Below are 14637 nucleotides of genomic sequence, written 5' to 3'. Positions count from 1 at the left end.
TGCTGTGACAGTCCCCAGCAAGGAGAAGCACGCTGAGCGCCGCGACCACACTCCGGCTTCCCGTCCCCGCGAGGGTCGTCGTCCTCGTCTCCGGCTCCGGCACCCTGCTGCAGGCCCTGCTGGACGCCGCCGCCTCCCCCGACTACCCCGTCCGGGTGGTCGCGGTCGGCGCGGACCGCACCGGCATCGAGGGCCTGGCCCGCGCCGAGCGCGCGGGCGTCCCAGGCTTCGCCGTGCGGCTGCGCGACTACGCCACCCGCGAGGAGTGGGACACCGCCCTCGCCGACGCGGTCCAGGCGCACGAGCCGGACCTGGTGGTGTCCGCCGGGTTCATGAAGATCCTGGGACCGGCCGTCCTGGCCCGCTTCGGCGGGCGGATGGTCAACACCCACCCCGCGCTGCTGCCCGCCTTCCCCGGCGCGCACGGCGTCCGCGACGCCGTCGAGTACGGCGTCAAGGTCACCGGGGCCACCGTGCACCTGGTCGACGGCGGGGTGGACACCGGGCCGATCCTGGCCCAGGAGGCGGTCGAGGTCCTCCCCGAGGACGACGTCGACAGCCTGCACGAGCGCATCAAGGTGGTGGAGCGGCGGCTTCTCGTCGACGTGGTCGCCCGACTCGCCCGAGAGGGCTGCACCGTGAACGGACGAAAGGTGAGCATCCCGTGACCACTCCTGCCGAGCGGCGACCGGTTCGTCGGGCCCTGATCGGGGTCTCCGACAAGTCGGGCCTGCTGGAACTCGCCACCGGCCTGCACGCGGCCGGGGTCGAGATCGTCTCCACCGGCGGCACCGCGAGGACGCTGGCGAACGCCGGGGTCCCGGTGACGACGGTCGAGCAGGTGACCGGGTTCCCCGAGGCGCTGGACGGCCGGGTCAAGACCCTGCACCCGCGCGTCCACGCGGGCCTGCTCGCCGACATGCGCAAGCCCTCCCACGTGGAGAAGCTCGACGAGCTGGGCATCGCCGCGTTCGACCTGCTCGTGGTGAACCTGTACCCGTTCGCGCAGACCGTGGCGTCCGGCGCGTCGGCCGACGAGTGCGTCGAGCAGATCGACATCGGCGGGCCCGCGATGGTGCGCGCCTCCGCGAAGAACCACGCCAGCGTGGCCGTCGTGGTCGACCCGTCGCGGTACTCGTGGGTGCTGGAGCAGGTCCGCGAGGGCGGCTTCACCCTCGGCGACCGGCAGCGGCTCGCCGTCGACGCGTTCCGGCACACCGCGTCCTACGACGTCGCCGTGGCGTCCTGGATGGGCGGCGGGCTGGTGCCGGACGAGACCGGGTTCCCCGAGTGGTTCGGCGCGACCTGGCAGCGCAAGCAGGTGCTGCGCTACGGCGAGAACCCGCACCAGGGCGCGGCCCTGTACACCGGGGGCGCCGAGGGCCTGGCGACCGCGGAGCAGCTGCACGGCAAGGAGATGTCGTACAACAACTACGTCGACGCGGACGCCGCGTGGCGGGCGGCGTGGGACCACGAGCTGCCCTGCGTGGCGATCATCAAGCACGCCAACCCGTGCGGCATCGCGGTGTCGCCGCTGCCCGGTGAGAGCGCGATCGCGGACGCGCACCGGAAGGCGCACGCGTGCGACCCGGTGAGCGCGTTCGGCGGGGTCATCGCGGCCAACCGCGAGGTCACCGTCGAGCTGGCCGAGCAGGTCGCGGAGATCTTCACCGAGGTGGTGATCGCGCCGTCGTACGCCGACGGGGCGGTGGACGTGCTGACCCGCAAGAAGAACGTGCGCATCCTGGTCGCGCCGGTGCCGGTGCGCGGCGGGGCGGAGTTCCGGGCGGTGTCCGGCGGGGTGCTGCTCCAGGCCGCGGACACCATCGAGGCCGAGGGCGACGACCCGGCCAACTGGACCCTGGCGTGCGGCGAGGCGCTGGACGAGCGCGGGCTCGCCGACCTGGCGTTCGCCTGGCGGGCGTGCCGCGCGGTGAAGTCGAACGCGATCCTGCTGGCCCACGACGGGGCGACGGTGGGCGCGGGCATGGGGCAGGTCAACCGGGTCGACGCGGCTCGCCTGGCGGTGTCCAGGGCGGGCGAGCGGGCTTCCGGCTCGGTGGCGGCCTCGGACGCGTTCTTCCCGTTCCCGGACGGGCTGGAGGTGCTGCTCCAGGCGGGCGTGCGGGCGGTCGTGCAGCCCGGCGGGTCGGTCCGCGACGCCGAGGTGATCGCGGCGGCGGAGGCGGCCGGGGCGACGGTGTACCTGACCGGGACGCGGCACTTCGCGCACTGAGCTTGTCGGCTGACCCCTCGGCGGGGGTCGGCGGTTGTTCGGACGAGAGCCGAGGCGGGGCCCTTCACGGGGGTCCGCCTCGGCTCTTTTTTGCTTGTGGGGCAAGGGGTGCCGGGGGTTGGCGGGGCTGCTGCCAGGGGTGTCGTCAGGGGTGTCGCCGGTGGTGTCGACGGGGTGCTCGGGTGGGGCCACCAACAGGTGATCTCGTCGGTCTGGCGTTGACAGGTCGACCGCGCGACGGGATAAGATCATGGCGTTGTTCGAACACATGTTCGACACGTCAGGTCGCCGGACTTCCCACGGCGGTCCGCGCACAGGGGTGCGCGCGGACTTCGTTGAGGAGGGGTCAGGTGCTGAGGTCGACAACGGCGACGCAGGCCGCACTCGGGGTAGGTGCGGCGGGCGAGTCGACTTCGGCGCGGGCCCTGTGCCGACCGGTTCGCGGGGAATCGGCGGTCCTCCTCCCGTGGGGCGACCTGAGGCGGAGCAGCACGGTGCCCATGCGCGGGTTGGCACCGTTGCTGCTCTCGCTGCTGTGCGGGGGTGGGGCGCGGGAGGTCTGCGGGGGCAGGCGATGTGGTGGGGGTGCTCGGCGCTGGCCGGGGGCCTGCGCGGCTGGAGGCGGGGCGCCGAGGGGCGGGGACACCGGGGCTGGAACTGCCGGGGCTGGGGCCAGTGGGGTTGGAACTGCCGGGGCTGGAACTGCCAGGGCTGGGGCCGCCGGGGCTGGGGCCGCCAGGGGCGGAGCCGCCAGGGGCGGAGCCAGTGGAGCTAGAGCCGCCGTGGCCAGAGCTGGCGGCGTCGGAGCCGCCGGTGCTGGTGCCGGTGAAGACCGTGCGGCTGAGGCCGGTGCCGCGGGGGCCCATGTGGCTGGTGCTCGCGCTGCCGGTGCTCGCGCTGCCAGTGCTCGCGATACCGGCGCTCGTCTTGCCGAAGCCGAAGCCGAAGCCGGGGCCCGGTCGGGTTCGGGTGCTGGTCCGGGTTGGGGCTGGTGAGGGCGTGTCGGTCCGGTTGTCCACCGCGCGGCGCTGGGTGCCGCCGTCGTCACGATCCACCTCGGTCCGGGTGCGGGCCGCACTTCGCGGGCTGCTGCTCCCGACCGCGCCGTGCGCCTGCGGGCGCGGTGGGAACGGTGATCACCACAGGGGTGACTCAAGCCCAACCCGACCCGGTGAAAGTTGCTGCTGCCTGGGCTTGGCTCCCGGCTCGGCGCGCCGTCGCGCAGCAGGATCGCGACGGGGTTGGAGAAGTGGCAAGTCCCGGCGATCGCGCACGTCCTAGCCGCGCAGGAGAGGAACGAGGAACACGGTGCTCACCTCAACTCAGCTCAGCGCTCCGCGCCAGACCCCGCCACCGCACACCCCCGGTCAGAACCGGACCAGTCCGGCGCACGCCGACTCGGTCCACGCCGGCCCGGGTCAGGCTTGCGCGGCCCGCACCGGTCCCGCTCGCGCCGGCTCGGCCCCCGTCGACCCGGCGCACGCCGGCCTGACGCACGTCGGCCCGACCCACGCCGGCCCGACGCAGGTCGGCCCCGCCCACGGCGATCGGGTCTGCGCCAATCCAACCCACGGCGATCGGGCGGCGTCCGGATCTGCGTCCGGTCCGGGTTCCGGTGATCGGTCGGGAGCTGTCGGCTCGTGCCGCGTCGATCCGGCGCGTTCCCGAGCGCTGGCCCGCGCTGACCGGGTGCTCGCCCGCGATCGGACCTTCGTCTCAGAACGCGGACCGCGCAGCCCCGTCTGGCTACTCTCGGCGTCACCGGCGACGGTGCTCGCGGAGCCCGAGCCCGCGACGCTCGTCGACGGGGCGGGTGGTGACGTCGGGATCACCGGGGACGCCGAGCTGACCGTGCCTCCGAGCCGTCTCGTGCACGGGGGGACGGTGCGCGAGGTCGTCTCCTGGGCCGGGCCCTGGCCCGCCGGGGAGCGGTGGTGGGACGAGCAGGCCGTCGTCCTGGCGGCGCACCTGCAGGTCGTCGGCGTGGCGGCCGATGGGGGACAACTGGCGTTCCTGCTGATCCGCACCGGCGGAAAGTGGGCAGTGGAAGGGGTTTACGGCTGATGTCGGCTTCCTCCGACGACTTCCGCGGTCTCGCCGACTGGTGGGCCGCCCACGAGGTGGACGAGAAGGACAGCGAACCCGCGTACCACCACAGCTTCGGCTGGACCCCGCTGCTCGTCCCACTGCCCCGCCGGGCGCCCGACGACCTCGTGTGACCGAGCGGCGACGAGCACCGAGACCAGCACGACCAGCACGGCAGGGTCCCGGCGACCGCGTCCGCTGGACCTCAGCGGCGCCCGCCGGGCTCGGGGCGGACGTCAGCCTCGGCTGCGCCGTCGAACCCCGACAACCCCAAAACCCCGCCACAACGCCGGTGGCGGGGCGGATCAGATCCGCCCCGCCACCGGGAGAACCCCCGCAGGCCCCGCCCGGAGGCCCGCCCGCGGCACCACTACCAGGCCCGGTCCAGCGGGCCGCCGGTGATGGTCATCGCCACGACGATCACCGCGAGCCCCATCGCCGAGTACAGCAGCGCGTCCACGCCGCGCCCCCGGATCGCGATCAGCCCCGCCTGCGCGTCGCTCACGAGCACCCGCAGCACCGCCGCGATCAGCAGCGCGACGCCGATCAGCACCACGCCCTCGCGCCAGTTGTACTGCAGGATGCGGACCAGACCGACCAGCGTCACCCCGAGCACCAGCGCGAACGGCAGGTGCTGACCCGCCGCCCCCCGCCAGCCCTGTTGCGGCATCAACTCCACCGTTCCACCATTCAGACCGCGTCGAGGCCGCGCTCGGCCGCCTCGACCGTGTTGGTCAGCAACATCGCGATGGTCATCGGACCCGCACCGCCGGGGATGGGGGCCAGGAACCCGGCCACCTCGGCGACGTCCGGGTGGACGTCGCCCACGAGGCCCTGCTCGGTGCGGGTGATGCCGACGTCGACCACGGCGGCACCCGGCTTGATCATGTCAGCGGTGATCAGACCGGGGCTGCCCGCACCCGCGACGACCACGTCGGCGCGCCGCACCTCGGCCGCCAGGTCCTTCGTGCCGGTGTGGCACAGGGTCACCGTGGCGTTCTCGCTGCGCCTGGTCAGCAGCAGCCCGATCGGCCTGCCGACCGTCACGCCGCGCCCGACCACCGTGACGTTCGCGCCCGCCAGCGGCACGTCGTAGCGCCGCAGCAGCTCCACCACGCCGCGCGGCGTGGCGGGCAGCGGGGCCTCGTCGCCGAGCACGAGCTTGCCCAGGTTCACCGGGTGCAGGCCGTCGCCGTCCTTCGCCGGGTCGATCCGCTCCAGGACCGCGTTCGCGTTGAGGTGCTTGGGGAGCGGCAGCTGCACGATGTACGCGGTGCAGGCCGGGTCGGCGTTCAGCTCGTCGATGACGGCTTCGAGCTGCTCCTGCGTGGTGTCCGCGGGCAGGTCGCGGCGGATCGACGTGATGCCGACCTTCGCGCACGCCGAGTGCTTGCCCTTCACGTAGGAGTGCGAGCCGGGGTCGTCGCCGACGAGCACGGTCGCCAGGCCGGGCGTCACACCGCGTTCGGCCAGCGCGGCCACCCGCGTGCGCAGGTCTTCGAAGATCGCATCCCTGGTTGCCCTGCCGTTGAGGGTCGTCGCCGTCACACCGCCCATCTTCGCATCACCCCCGGCTCGGGAGCGCGGCGACCACCACCGCCAGCAGGGTGAGCGCGGTGCCGACGACGGTCACCGCCGCGAGCGGCTGACCTGCGGTGGGTACCACCACGTCGACCGCGAGCGCCCCCACCAGCTGCCCCGCCACCTGGGACATCCCGAGCAGCAGCACGCCGGTCCAGCGCACCGCGAGCACCGCCGTGCTGATCGTCACGATGCCCAGCGCGCCGCCGACGTACAGCCACGGCTCACCCGGCGCGGTGGTGGGCGCGCCGCTCAGCGCGAGGTCCACCGCGCACACCACGAGCAGCACCACCGTGCCGGTCAGGAAGTTCACCATCGTGGTCACCGGCGTGCTCCGCGACGCCTCGCGCACCAGGCCGTTGACCGCCTGCTGCCAGCCGAGCCCGATCCCCGCGAGCGCGGGCAGCAGCGCGGGCCACAGGTTCGCGGGCGTGCCGAGGTCGTCCGACACGGCCACCACCACGGCCGCCACGGCCAGCGCCGCCCCCGCGACCCTGGGCGTCGTCAGCGGGCGCGGACCGGCGGGGCCGATGCCCGCGCGGTCCACGAACAGGCTGCTCACGGTCTGCGCGGCGACCACGGCCACGGTGAACAGGGCGACGCCGAGCACGCTCACGGTCAGGCCCTGCGTGGACACCAGGAACGCGCCGCACGCCCCGCCCACGCACTGCCACCACCGGATGCGGCCCTCGCGCAGCGCCGAGCGCAACCGGGCCAGGCCCTCCCGGCCCCGGCGGGTCGTGGGGACCGCGAGCAGGAGCAGCAGCAGCCCGCCGCCGAACGAGACCAGCGCGGCGAGGAAGCCGTCGCCGAGCGCGCGGCCCAGCTCGCCGTTGATCCGGCCCTGGACCGCGAGGAACAGGCCGCCCGCGAACGAGATCAGCGCCCCCAGCGCCCGCAGCCCGGCGCGCACGGGTTCGGCTGACGAGGGGGTGGGGGGCTGGTCGGCGGGGGAGCGGTGGTCGGGTGCTGGCACTGGTGGTCCTCTGCTGCTCGGGTGAGGGGGAGGGGCGGGGGCGGGGGAGAAGCGCGCCGGGGGCAGTGTGCGCGGTCGGGGGCGGCGCGGTGAGCCGCGGTGGATGTCGTGGTGCGGATGTCCACGTGCGACGGCGGTGTCTTGGGTACGGTCGGGTGATCGCCACTTTCGCGCTTACGGGAGTTGCCCGAATGACCACGACGCAGTCCTCCGGTCCGGACGGGGCCGAGGAGCGGCATCGGGAGCTGGTGCAGGTGATCGGCGAGGCGCTGCTGGGCGTCGCGCCCGAGGGGTTCCTGCGCGTCGACCTGGTCGTGCGGATCAGCGTCGCCGCGCGCGACCTGACCGCCACCGCCTACCTGGCGGACGGCCGGTCGCTCGGGCTCGCCGTGCCCGAGGGGGTGGCCGACGCGTTCGCCGAGCTGCGGCAGCTCGTCCACGTCCCCGGCCGGGGCACCTGGTTCTCGGCGCGCTGCGCGGTGAACGCCCCCGCGGAGATCCACGTCGGCTACAACTTCGACCACGACCCGAAGTGGGACCCGGAGGTCCCGGCCGCGCACCACGCCCGCGACCTGGAAGCCTTCCCCCGCGACGAGGCCTACCTGCCGGACTGGCTGCGCGACCGCCTCGCGCAGGCCCACGACGAGGAGCAGAGAGCATGACCGGCCCGCTGTTCACGGCCGACGACCAGGGCGCCGTGCTCGACTCGGTGGCCGCGCTGCTCGCCCACCGGCTGCCCGGCGACTGGGAGCGGCTGCTGCTGGAGGTGCGGGTGATGGGCGGCCACGTCGAGTCGACCACCTCGCTGCTGGACCTGCACGGCCGGGAGTCCGACTGGGAGCTGCCCGAGGAGGCCCTGCCGCTCCTGCTGCACCTGCGCGAGGGCATGGCCGACCCGGTCCACGGGGCCTGGTTCGCGCTGCGCCTGCGGCTGACCCACCCCGGCGAGTACTCGGCCGAGCAGGACTGGGACTCCGAGCCCGCGTGGACGCACCGCCCGCCGGAGCGCCACCACGTGGAGGAGCTGGCGCTGCACCCGCGCGCCGAGTCGGAGATCCCCGGCTGGCTGCGCGAGCGGGCCGGGCTGCCCGAGCCCGCGCCGGTGCACGCCGCGCCGCTGTTCGACGGGGTCGACGGGCAGGGCACGCCGACGTTCGAGCGCAGGCCCGCCGTGCACCCGCAGGAGCGCGACGACGTGCTCGCCTACCTGGAGTCCGCGCCGGTCGTGCTGCCCGCGCCCGGCGACGGCTCGGACGCGCTCGACCCGGCCCGCTCGGCCCCGGTGCCGATGGGCTTCCACAGCGACGGCACGTGGGTGTGGGCCGCCGGGTCCGCGTACTACCTGCGCGAGCACGGCGTGCCGGTGCTGCCGCAGCTCGTCCAGCACATCAGGGACAACGGCTACCGGGTGCCCGAGGTGGACGAGGCCGCGCGCGAGCGGGCCGCCGCCGTGGCGAGCGGGCGGACGCCGGGGGCCCCGGTGCCGCCGCACCGCCCGCGCGGCATCTCGGACGCCGACCAGCGCGCCCTGGAGCACCTGCGCGCCAGGCTCGACCACTACGGGGTCGCGCCGGGCGAGTACTCGATCGTCGAGCCCAAGCCGGACGCGCTGGTGATCGAGCCCGCGCCCGGCGAGCGGGGCTGGCAGGTCCAGTTCTGGGACGCCTCGCGCGGACCGCAGGGCAGGCCGGTCGTGCACCGGCACGCGGTCGACGCGGCTCGGGCGCTGCTGGGCCAGCTGCTCTGGGACGACGGGCAGGACTCGGCGCGCGCGGCCAGGCTCCGCGACGCGCAGGGCCCGGCGACCGGTCCGGTCCGGACGGTCGCGGGCATCCAGCCGATGCCGGACGAGCCGCCGCTGTCGCTGTTCCGCGACCACGAGCCGGTGCTGCTTCCCGCCGGGACCGAGGTGGACCGGCACGGGGCCGAGAACGGGAACCTGGTGTACGCGGCCAGGACCCCGAACATCAACCGCTCGCTGCCGAAGGAGTTCTACGAGCGGCCGTACCACTCGTACCGGGTGCAGCGGCCCATCCCGGCGCTGCGCGGCGTCGCGGTCCCGTGGTTCGAGCAGGTCGGCGGCGGCTCGGGGTTCTTCCTCGCCCGTTCGGTGCGGGACTTCTTGCACGACGGGAGCCTCGTGGAGGTGTTCGGACCGACGTCCGCGCCACCCCAGTCGTGAGCCCGAGGCCCCCGGCACCGCACGGGTTACTCCGTTCGGTGCAACGGGGGGCCGTGCGCGCACCGGGCGTCGCGGGGGAAGATGGTGCACGTGTCCGAGCCCAAGCCGTTGAACCCGACCGAGCAGGACGCGCTGGTCAAGCAGATCGGCCTCACCCTGATGCGCGCCGCGCCTGAGGAGTGGCGGCACGTCACCGCGGACTACCGCGCGACCGGTCGGTACTTCGAGCTGGCCGCCGAGGTCCGCGGGGCCGACGGTTCCGCGCGCACCTGGTCGCCACCGCAGGAGGTGGCGCAGCTCTTCGCGCGCCTGCGCGCGGGCATGTACCGGGAGGGCCGGGGGAGCTGGTCCAACGCGCGCTACCAGCTCGACCACCCGTCGAGCTACAACCTCGACTTCGACCGCGCCGAGCCCTCCTGGCAGAACCCGCCGCCGCAGCAGGCCTACCTGGACGAGGTGCGCTTCTTCCCGCGCACCGACGAGAACACGCCGGAGTGGCTGCGGCGCAGGGTCAAGGACGCCGGTGGGGTTGGAGCCGGGGCCGGGGCGCCGGGTGCGCCGCAGGGGGCTCCCGGTGGGGCGCAGGGGGCTGGCAAGCCTGCTGCTGCCGCCGCTGGTGCTGGGGCTGGTGCTGGTGGAAGGGCTGGCGCGTCTGCTGCCGCTCCCGCCGGTGACCGGGCGCCCGGTGGTGATCGCGCGCCTGCCGGTGGTGAGGCGCGGTCCGGTGGGCAGCGGTTCCGCAGCACCCGCGTGTTCGACGGCGCGGGCGCGGGCGGGCGGCCCACGGTCAACCGGCCACCGGTGTCCGACGCGGACCGCGAGCTGCTGCTGAACTACCTGGACCGGGCGCCCGTCGTGGTCGCCGGGCGCGGGTTCGACGCGGACGTGCTCGACCCGGACGTGCCGCAGGTCGTGCCGGTGGCGTTCCAGACGGACGGCACGTGGATCTGGCCCGCCGCGGTCGCGTACTACCTGCGTGGCTACGGGGTTCCGCCCGAGGCCGAGCTGGTGTCGTGGGTCCGGGCGCACGACTTCGTGCTGCCGGAGGTGGCGGAGGAGACCAGGCAGGCCGCCGCGGTGACCCTCGGGGCCGCCGCCGCGCCGCAGGGGACGCCGCTGCCGAAGACGCCGGTGCAGGTCAAGCCGGTGGCGTCGGCGCTGCAGGAGCAGGCCACGACGGTCGCGCCCCGGCCCGAGGTGTCGGGTGCGAAGGGTGGCAAGGACGGCGGGGTCGGGGCTGGGGCTGGGGTCGGGGCTGGTGACGGTGGCCGGGAGGCCGTCGGGCAGTCCGGTCCTGGACAGCCTGGACAGGTTGGGCCTGGGCAGCCGGGCGCTGGACCGCAGGGCGCCGGGCAGGCGGGCGTTGGGCAGGCGGGTGCTGGGCAGCCTGGGGCCCGTGGTGGTGATCGGGTGCTGACCTTCGAGGAGGTCAAGCAGCAGAACATCAACTACGGGACGGGTGGGCCGCCCTACCGGGTCACGTTCGAGGAGGAGGGGCCGGTCGCCGACGATCGGCACCAGCGCGAGTCCTACGTGGACGGCATGGATCTCTTCGCGCCCGGTTCCTACGAGCGGGAGAAGGCCGAGGAGAGCACCAAGGCCTGGAACCCGTTCGGCGAGGAGCCCGTCGACGAGCCCGAGCAGCCTGCTGCCGGTGCGAGCGCGGCGCGGGTCGAGGAGCCGGAGGACGACGCCCCGCTCGGGCGCGACGTGCGGGACGAGGCCGAGGAGCCCGTCGACGAGCCCGTCGGTGAGCCCGAGGAGCGTCGGCCCGAGGAGCGTCGGGACGACGAGCACGCGCGTGACCACGAGGTGGACGAGCTGGGGCTCGGTGCGCTGAAGCCGAGCGACATCCGGGGCGCTGCGGCCGAGGAGGCCGAGGAGGACGACGTCCGGCCTGAGGACGACGAGCCTGAGGAGCGCGTCTCTGAGGAGCGCGCCTCAGAGGAGGTGGCCCGGTACGAGTCGGCGCAGGCCACGCAGTACATGGCCCCGGTGGTTCTGGGTGGTGGGCCCGGTGACGGCCCGCGTGACCAGGACGAGGAGCACGAGGACGCGCGGGCCGAGGTCGAGCCCGAGGTCGAGTCCGAGCGGTTCGACGACCGGGACGGTGACCGGGAGGACGAGCGGCGGCACGAGGAGCGGTTCGAGGACGAGCGTCCCGAGCCGTTCTCGGCGACCGGGCCTGACCGGTTCGAGGCCACCACGCCGGACCGGTTCGAGGCGACCAGCCCGGAGCGGTTCGACCGGGCCGAGGCCGATCGGTTCGAGACCGCCGAGCCCGAGCACTTCGAGGCGACCAAGTCCGAGCGGTTCGAGGCCACGAGCCCCGAGCGGTTCGACGCGCCCGAGCCCGAGCTGTTCACCGCCACCGAGCCGGAGCGGTTCGAGGCCATGGAGCCGGAGCGGTTCAACGCCACCGAGCCGGAGCGGTTCGACGCCGCCGAGCGCGAGCGGTTCGAGGCCACGGAGCCGGAGCGGTTCGAGGTGACCAAGTCGGACAGGTTCGACGCGGTCGAGCCGGACCGGTTCGAGGCGACCCGGCCCGAGCGGTTCGAGGCGACGAGCCCGGAGCGGTTCGAGGAAGCTGGGCGGTTCGAGGAGGCCGGGCGGTTCGAGGACGAGGACGGCGGGTTCGACGCCGAGCCGGTCCGGTCCGGGAAGCCGCTGGCCGGGCCGCAGGCCACCCAGCACATCGACCCCGTCGCCCTGCTCGCGGACGAGCGGCCGGACGAGCGGCCGGACGAGCGGGTCGATGAGCGGTCCGATGCGCGGGTCGGTGAGAGGCTCGATGAGCGGGCTGACGCGCGGGGCAGTGAGCGGGTTGAGGAGCCTCGGTTCGAGGACGACTCCCGGACCACGCCCACGCCCCTCGACTCCTCGGAGTTCGAGGACCGCCGGGCCGAACCGGCGCGGGGCGTCACGCCGGACGAGAACGACCACCTGCGCGGCCTGCGCCAGACGCTGGCCGAGCTGAACGTGCCGCCCACGGCCTACCTGATCGGCGACGACCAGGTCGACCGCACGTGGGTGCTCCGGTTCGACGGGCGCCGCTGGGTGGTCGGCTGGTACGACCAGGGCCTCGCGCACCCGTCGACGTTCGACAAGGTCGAGGACGCCGGGTCGTTCCTGGTCGGCAAGCTGGTGATGGCGGGGATGCGCGCGCCGCGACCGCCGATCCCGCCCGGCCGCCAGCAGCCGCCGCAGCAGCCCCGGCCGCCGATGGCGGGCAACGGGTTCCGGCCCGGACCGCCGCCGCCCCCTCGGCCGGTCGAGCCGCAGGCCGAGGCGACCCCGCCGAAGCCCGCGCCCGCCGCGTCCCCGGCCCCGGCCGCCGCGGTTCGGGCGTGGCCGATCAACCCGATGAACGGCGAGCCGCCGCTGACGCTGTTCCGGCACAAGCAGATGGTCGAGCTGCCCGCGGGCACCGAGGTCGACCGGTACGGCAGCGGGGAGGGCAACCTGGTCTACAAGATCGGGACGCCGTTCCCGCACCGGTCGCTGGTGCCGTCGTGGATCAACCGGCCGTACCGGGCGTACCGGCTGCGGCGCAGCGTCGAGGTGCTGACCGGGACCGCCGTGGCGTGGTTCGAGCAGCCCGGTGGCGGCACGGCCTACCTGCTGCCCAGGACGATCGACGACATGCTCGCCGACGGCGTGCTGGTCGAGGTCGCGGACCAGGAGGCGCCCGTCCACTGACGGCGGGGTGAGAGCGGCCGAGGGGCCGGGACCACTGCGGTCCCGGCCCCTCGGCGTTTCAGGACCGCACCAGCAACCCGTGCGCGGCGGCGAAGGCCACGGCGGTGTCGAGGTCGACCTTCGCCCCGCGCAGCACGCCCTGCACCAGCCCGTTCGCGTCCAGCCGCGCCCCGCGCAGGTCGGCGTCCACCAGCTTCGTCCCGGTCAGCCGCGCCCCGGACAGGTCGGCCCCGCGCAGGTCGGCGCCGGTGAGGTTCGCGGACTCCAGGTTCGCCTCGCGCATCCGCAGACCGGCCAGCGAGGCCTTGGGGAGGACCGCGCCGCTGAGGCTCACCAGGGTCAGGTCGGTCTCGGTGATGGTGATCGGCCGCATCGAGCAGTCGACGAACATCGACCCGAGCAGCGAGCAGGAGGTGAACTCGGCCCCGCCGAGCACCGCGCGGTCGAAGCGGCAGGAGCGGAACGCCGAGGTGGTGTGCCGGGAGTCGCCGAGGTCGGTGCGGGTGAACTTGCAGTCGGTGAACGTGCAGCCCCTGGTCACCAGGCCGCGCATGTCCGCCTCGGAGAAGTCGCAGCCCACGAACGACTTCCGCTCCCACACCTGCTCGTACAGCACGGCGTCGGCGTAGTCCGCGCCGACGACCTGCTCCAGTTCGATCTCCGGGTTGTCCACTGTCACACCCTCGCACGGCCCGTTGGTTGGTAACCTCCGGACCACCGGGCAACCCCGCCCGGTGCGCGGTCCCGGAGTAGAGACCGCCGCTGACAGGCCTGCCTGCCTAGTGGTCGACCCCGAGGACTGAAGCCCGCATCCGTCTTTCGGGAAGGCTCCATGACCCGCACGCCCGTGAACGTCACCGTTACCGGCGCGGCCGGCCAGATCGGCTACGCCCTGCTGTTCCGCATCGCCTCCGGCCACCTGCTGGGTCCCGACGTCCCGGTGCGCTTGCGGCTGCTGGAGATCCCGCAGGCCGTGAAGGCCGCCGAGGGCACCGCGATGGAGCTGGACGACTGCGCGTTCCCGCTCCTGGACGGCATCGACATCACCGACGACGCCACCAAGGCGTTCGACGGCGTCAACGTCGCCCTGCTCGTGGGCGCCCGCCCCCGCACGAAGGGGATGGAGCGCGGCGACCTGCTCCAGGCCAACGGCGGCATCTTCAAGCCCCAGGGCGAGGCGATCAACGCGGGCGCGGCGGACGACGTGCGCGTCCTGGTGGTCGGCAACCCGGCCAACACCAACGCCCTGATCGCCCAGCAGCACGCGCCGGACGTCCCGGCCGAGCGGTTCACCGCCATGACCCGCCTCGACCACAACCGGGCGCTCTCGCAGCTCGCGAAGAAGCTCGGCGTGTCGGTGGACGACATCAAGAAGCTCACGATCTGGGGCAACCACTCGGCCACCCAGTACCCCGACCTGTTCAACGCGGAGGTGGCGGGCAAGAACGCCGCCGAGGCCGTGAACGACCAGGCGTGGCTGGAGAACGACTTCATCCCGACCGTGGCCAAGCGCGGCGCCGCGATCATCGAGGCTCGGGGCGCGTCCTCGGCGGCGTCGGCTGCGAACGCCGCGCTGAACCACATCCACGACTGGGTGAACGGGACGGCTGAGGGCGACTGGGTGTCGATGGCGATTCCGTCGGACGGGTCGTACGGGGTGCCCGAGGGGCTGATCTCCTCGTTCCCGGTGACGGTCAAGGACGGGAAGTACTCGATCGTCCAGGGGCTGGAGATCAACGAGTTCTCGCGGGCCCGGATCGACGCCTCCGTGGCGGAGCTGGTCGAGGAGCGCGACGCGGTCAAGGCCCTCGGGCTGATCTGAGCCGGTGAGCTGAGCCGCTGGTGAGAGCGCGGTGAAACACGGGGAGGGGTCGCTTG

The 14637-nt window shown here is 74.2% G+C and carries 12 protein-coding genes; 8 read left to right on the top strand and 4 right to left on the bottom strand.

From position 1 onward, the window contains the following. The first annotated feature begins 32 nt into the window (after window positions 1-32). The 4 genes from purN (at window position 33) to AMIR_RS40790 (ending at window position 4455) form a co-directional block, all read left to right on the top strand. The gene (purN, locus tag AMIR_RS32230; protein ID WP_015805187.1) at window positions 33-668 is read left to right on the top strand and encodes a phosphoribosylglycinamide formyltransferase; all 636 of its coding nucleotides are present in this window, start codon (window positions 33-35) and stop codon (window positions 666-668) included. Beyond that, window positions 665-2236: a bifunctional phosphoribosylaminoimidazolecarboxamide formyltransferase/IMP cyclohydrolase gene (gene purH, locus AMIR_RS32225; RefSeq protein WP_015805186.1), complete on the top strand. Its 1572-nt coding sequence runs from the start codon at window positions 665-667 to the stop codon at window positions 2234-2236. The genes purN and purH overlap by 4 nt, the downstream gene beginning before the upstream one ends. A 1770-nt stretch (window positions 2237-4006) precedes the next feature. Then, window positions 4007-4300, top strand: coding sequence for a hypothetical protein (locus tag AMIR_RS32220; RefSeq protein WP_041837175.1), 294 nt, complete (start codon window positions 4007-4009; stop codon window positions 4298-4300). Beyond that, window positions 4300-4455 carry a hypothetical protein gene (locus AMIR_RS40790; protein ID WP_015805184.1) on the top strand — a complete coding sequence of 52 codons (156 nt, stop codon included), beginning with the start codon at window positions 4300-4302 and terminating at the stop codon, window positions 4453-4455. Before AMIR_RS32220 ends, AMIR_RS40790 begins: the two co-directional genes overlap by 1 nt. Window positions 4456-4691: 236 nt before the next feature. On the opposite strand, the gene AMIR_RS32215 is transcribed toward AMIR_RS40790, so the two are convergent. From AMIR_RS32215 to AMIR_RS32205, 3 genes are read right to left on the bottom strand one after another with little or no spacing between them, the layout of a single operon-like run. Further along, complete coding sequence (locus tag AMIR_RS32215) at window positions 4692-4991, bottom strand: DUF3017 domain-containing protein (protein ID WP_015805183.1); 300 nt, start codon at window positions 4989-4991, stop codon at window positions 4692-4694. Between the two features lie 20 nt (window positions 4992-5011). Further along, window positions 5012-5869: a bifunctional methylenetetrahydrofolate dehydrogenase/methenyltetrahydrofolate cyclohydrolase gene (locus AMIR_RS32210; RefSeq protein WP_187313464.1), complete on the bottom strand. Its 858-nt coding sequence runs from the start codon at window positions 5867-5869 to the stop codon at window positions 5012-5014. 16 nt (window positions 5870-5885) lie between these two features. Then, window positions 5886-6878, bottom strand: a complete 993-nt coding sequence (locus AMIR_RS32205) for a DMT family transporter (RefSeq protein ID WP_015805181.1) — start codon at window positions 6876-6878, stop codon at window positions 5886-5888. A gap of 191 nt (window positions 6879-7069) precedes the next feature. On the opposite strand from AMIR_RS32205, the gene AMIR_RS32200 reads away from it, so the two are divergent. From AMIR_RS32200 to AMIR_RS43115, 3 genes are all read left to right on the top strand, one after another. Next, window positions 7070-7540, top strand: coding sequence for a hypothetical protein (locus tag AMIR_RS32200; RefSeq protein WP_015805180.1), 471 nt, complete (start codon window positions 7070-7072; stop codon window positions 7538-7540). Beyond that, window positions 7537-9060, top strand: a complete 1524-nt coding sequence (locus AMIR_RS32195) for a TNT domain-containing protein (protein ID WP_015805179.1) — start codon at window positions 7537-7539, stop codon at window positions 9058-9060. Before AMIR_RS32200 ends, AMIR_RS32195 begins: the two co-directional genes overlap by 4 nt. An 81-nt stretch (window positions 9061-9141) precedes the next feature. Then, on the top strand, window positions 9142-12759 hold the full coding sequence (locus AMIR_RS43115; RefSeq protein ID WP_015805178.1) for a glycohydrolase toxin TNT-related protein: 3618 nt from the start codon (window positions 9142-9144) through the stop codon (window positions 12757-12759). 58 nt (window positions 12760-12817) lie between these two features. Here the strand turns inward: AMIR_RS43115 and AMIR_RS32185 are convergent, their stop codons facing one another. Then, window positions 12818-13432, bottom strand: coding sequence for a pentapeptide repeat-containing protein (locus AMIR_RS32185; RefSeq protein WP_015805177.1), 615 nt, complete (start codon window positions 13430-13432; stop codon window positions 12818-12820). Window positions 13433-13591: 159 nt separating this feature from the next. Here AMIR_RS32185 and AMIR_RS32180 point away from each other — a divergent pair, with 159 nt between their 5' ends. Next, on the top strand, window positions 13592-14581 hold the full coding sequence (locus AMIR_RS32180) for a malate dehydrogenase (protein WP_015805176.1): 990 nt from the start codon (window positions 13592-13594) through the stop codon (window positions 14579-14581). Window positions 14582-14637: the final 56 nt, after the last annotated feature.

The organism is Actinosynnema mirum DSM 43827 (genome assembly GCF_000023245.1).
GTDB classification, from domain to species: domain Bacteria; phylum Actinomycetota; class Actinomycetes; order Mycobacteriales; family Pseudonocardiaceae; genus Actinosynnema; species Actinosynnema mirum.
Note: the sequence above shows the minus strand (reverse complement) of the source record. Positions and strands in the feature narration are given on the sequence as shown.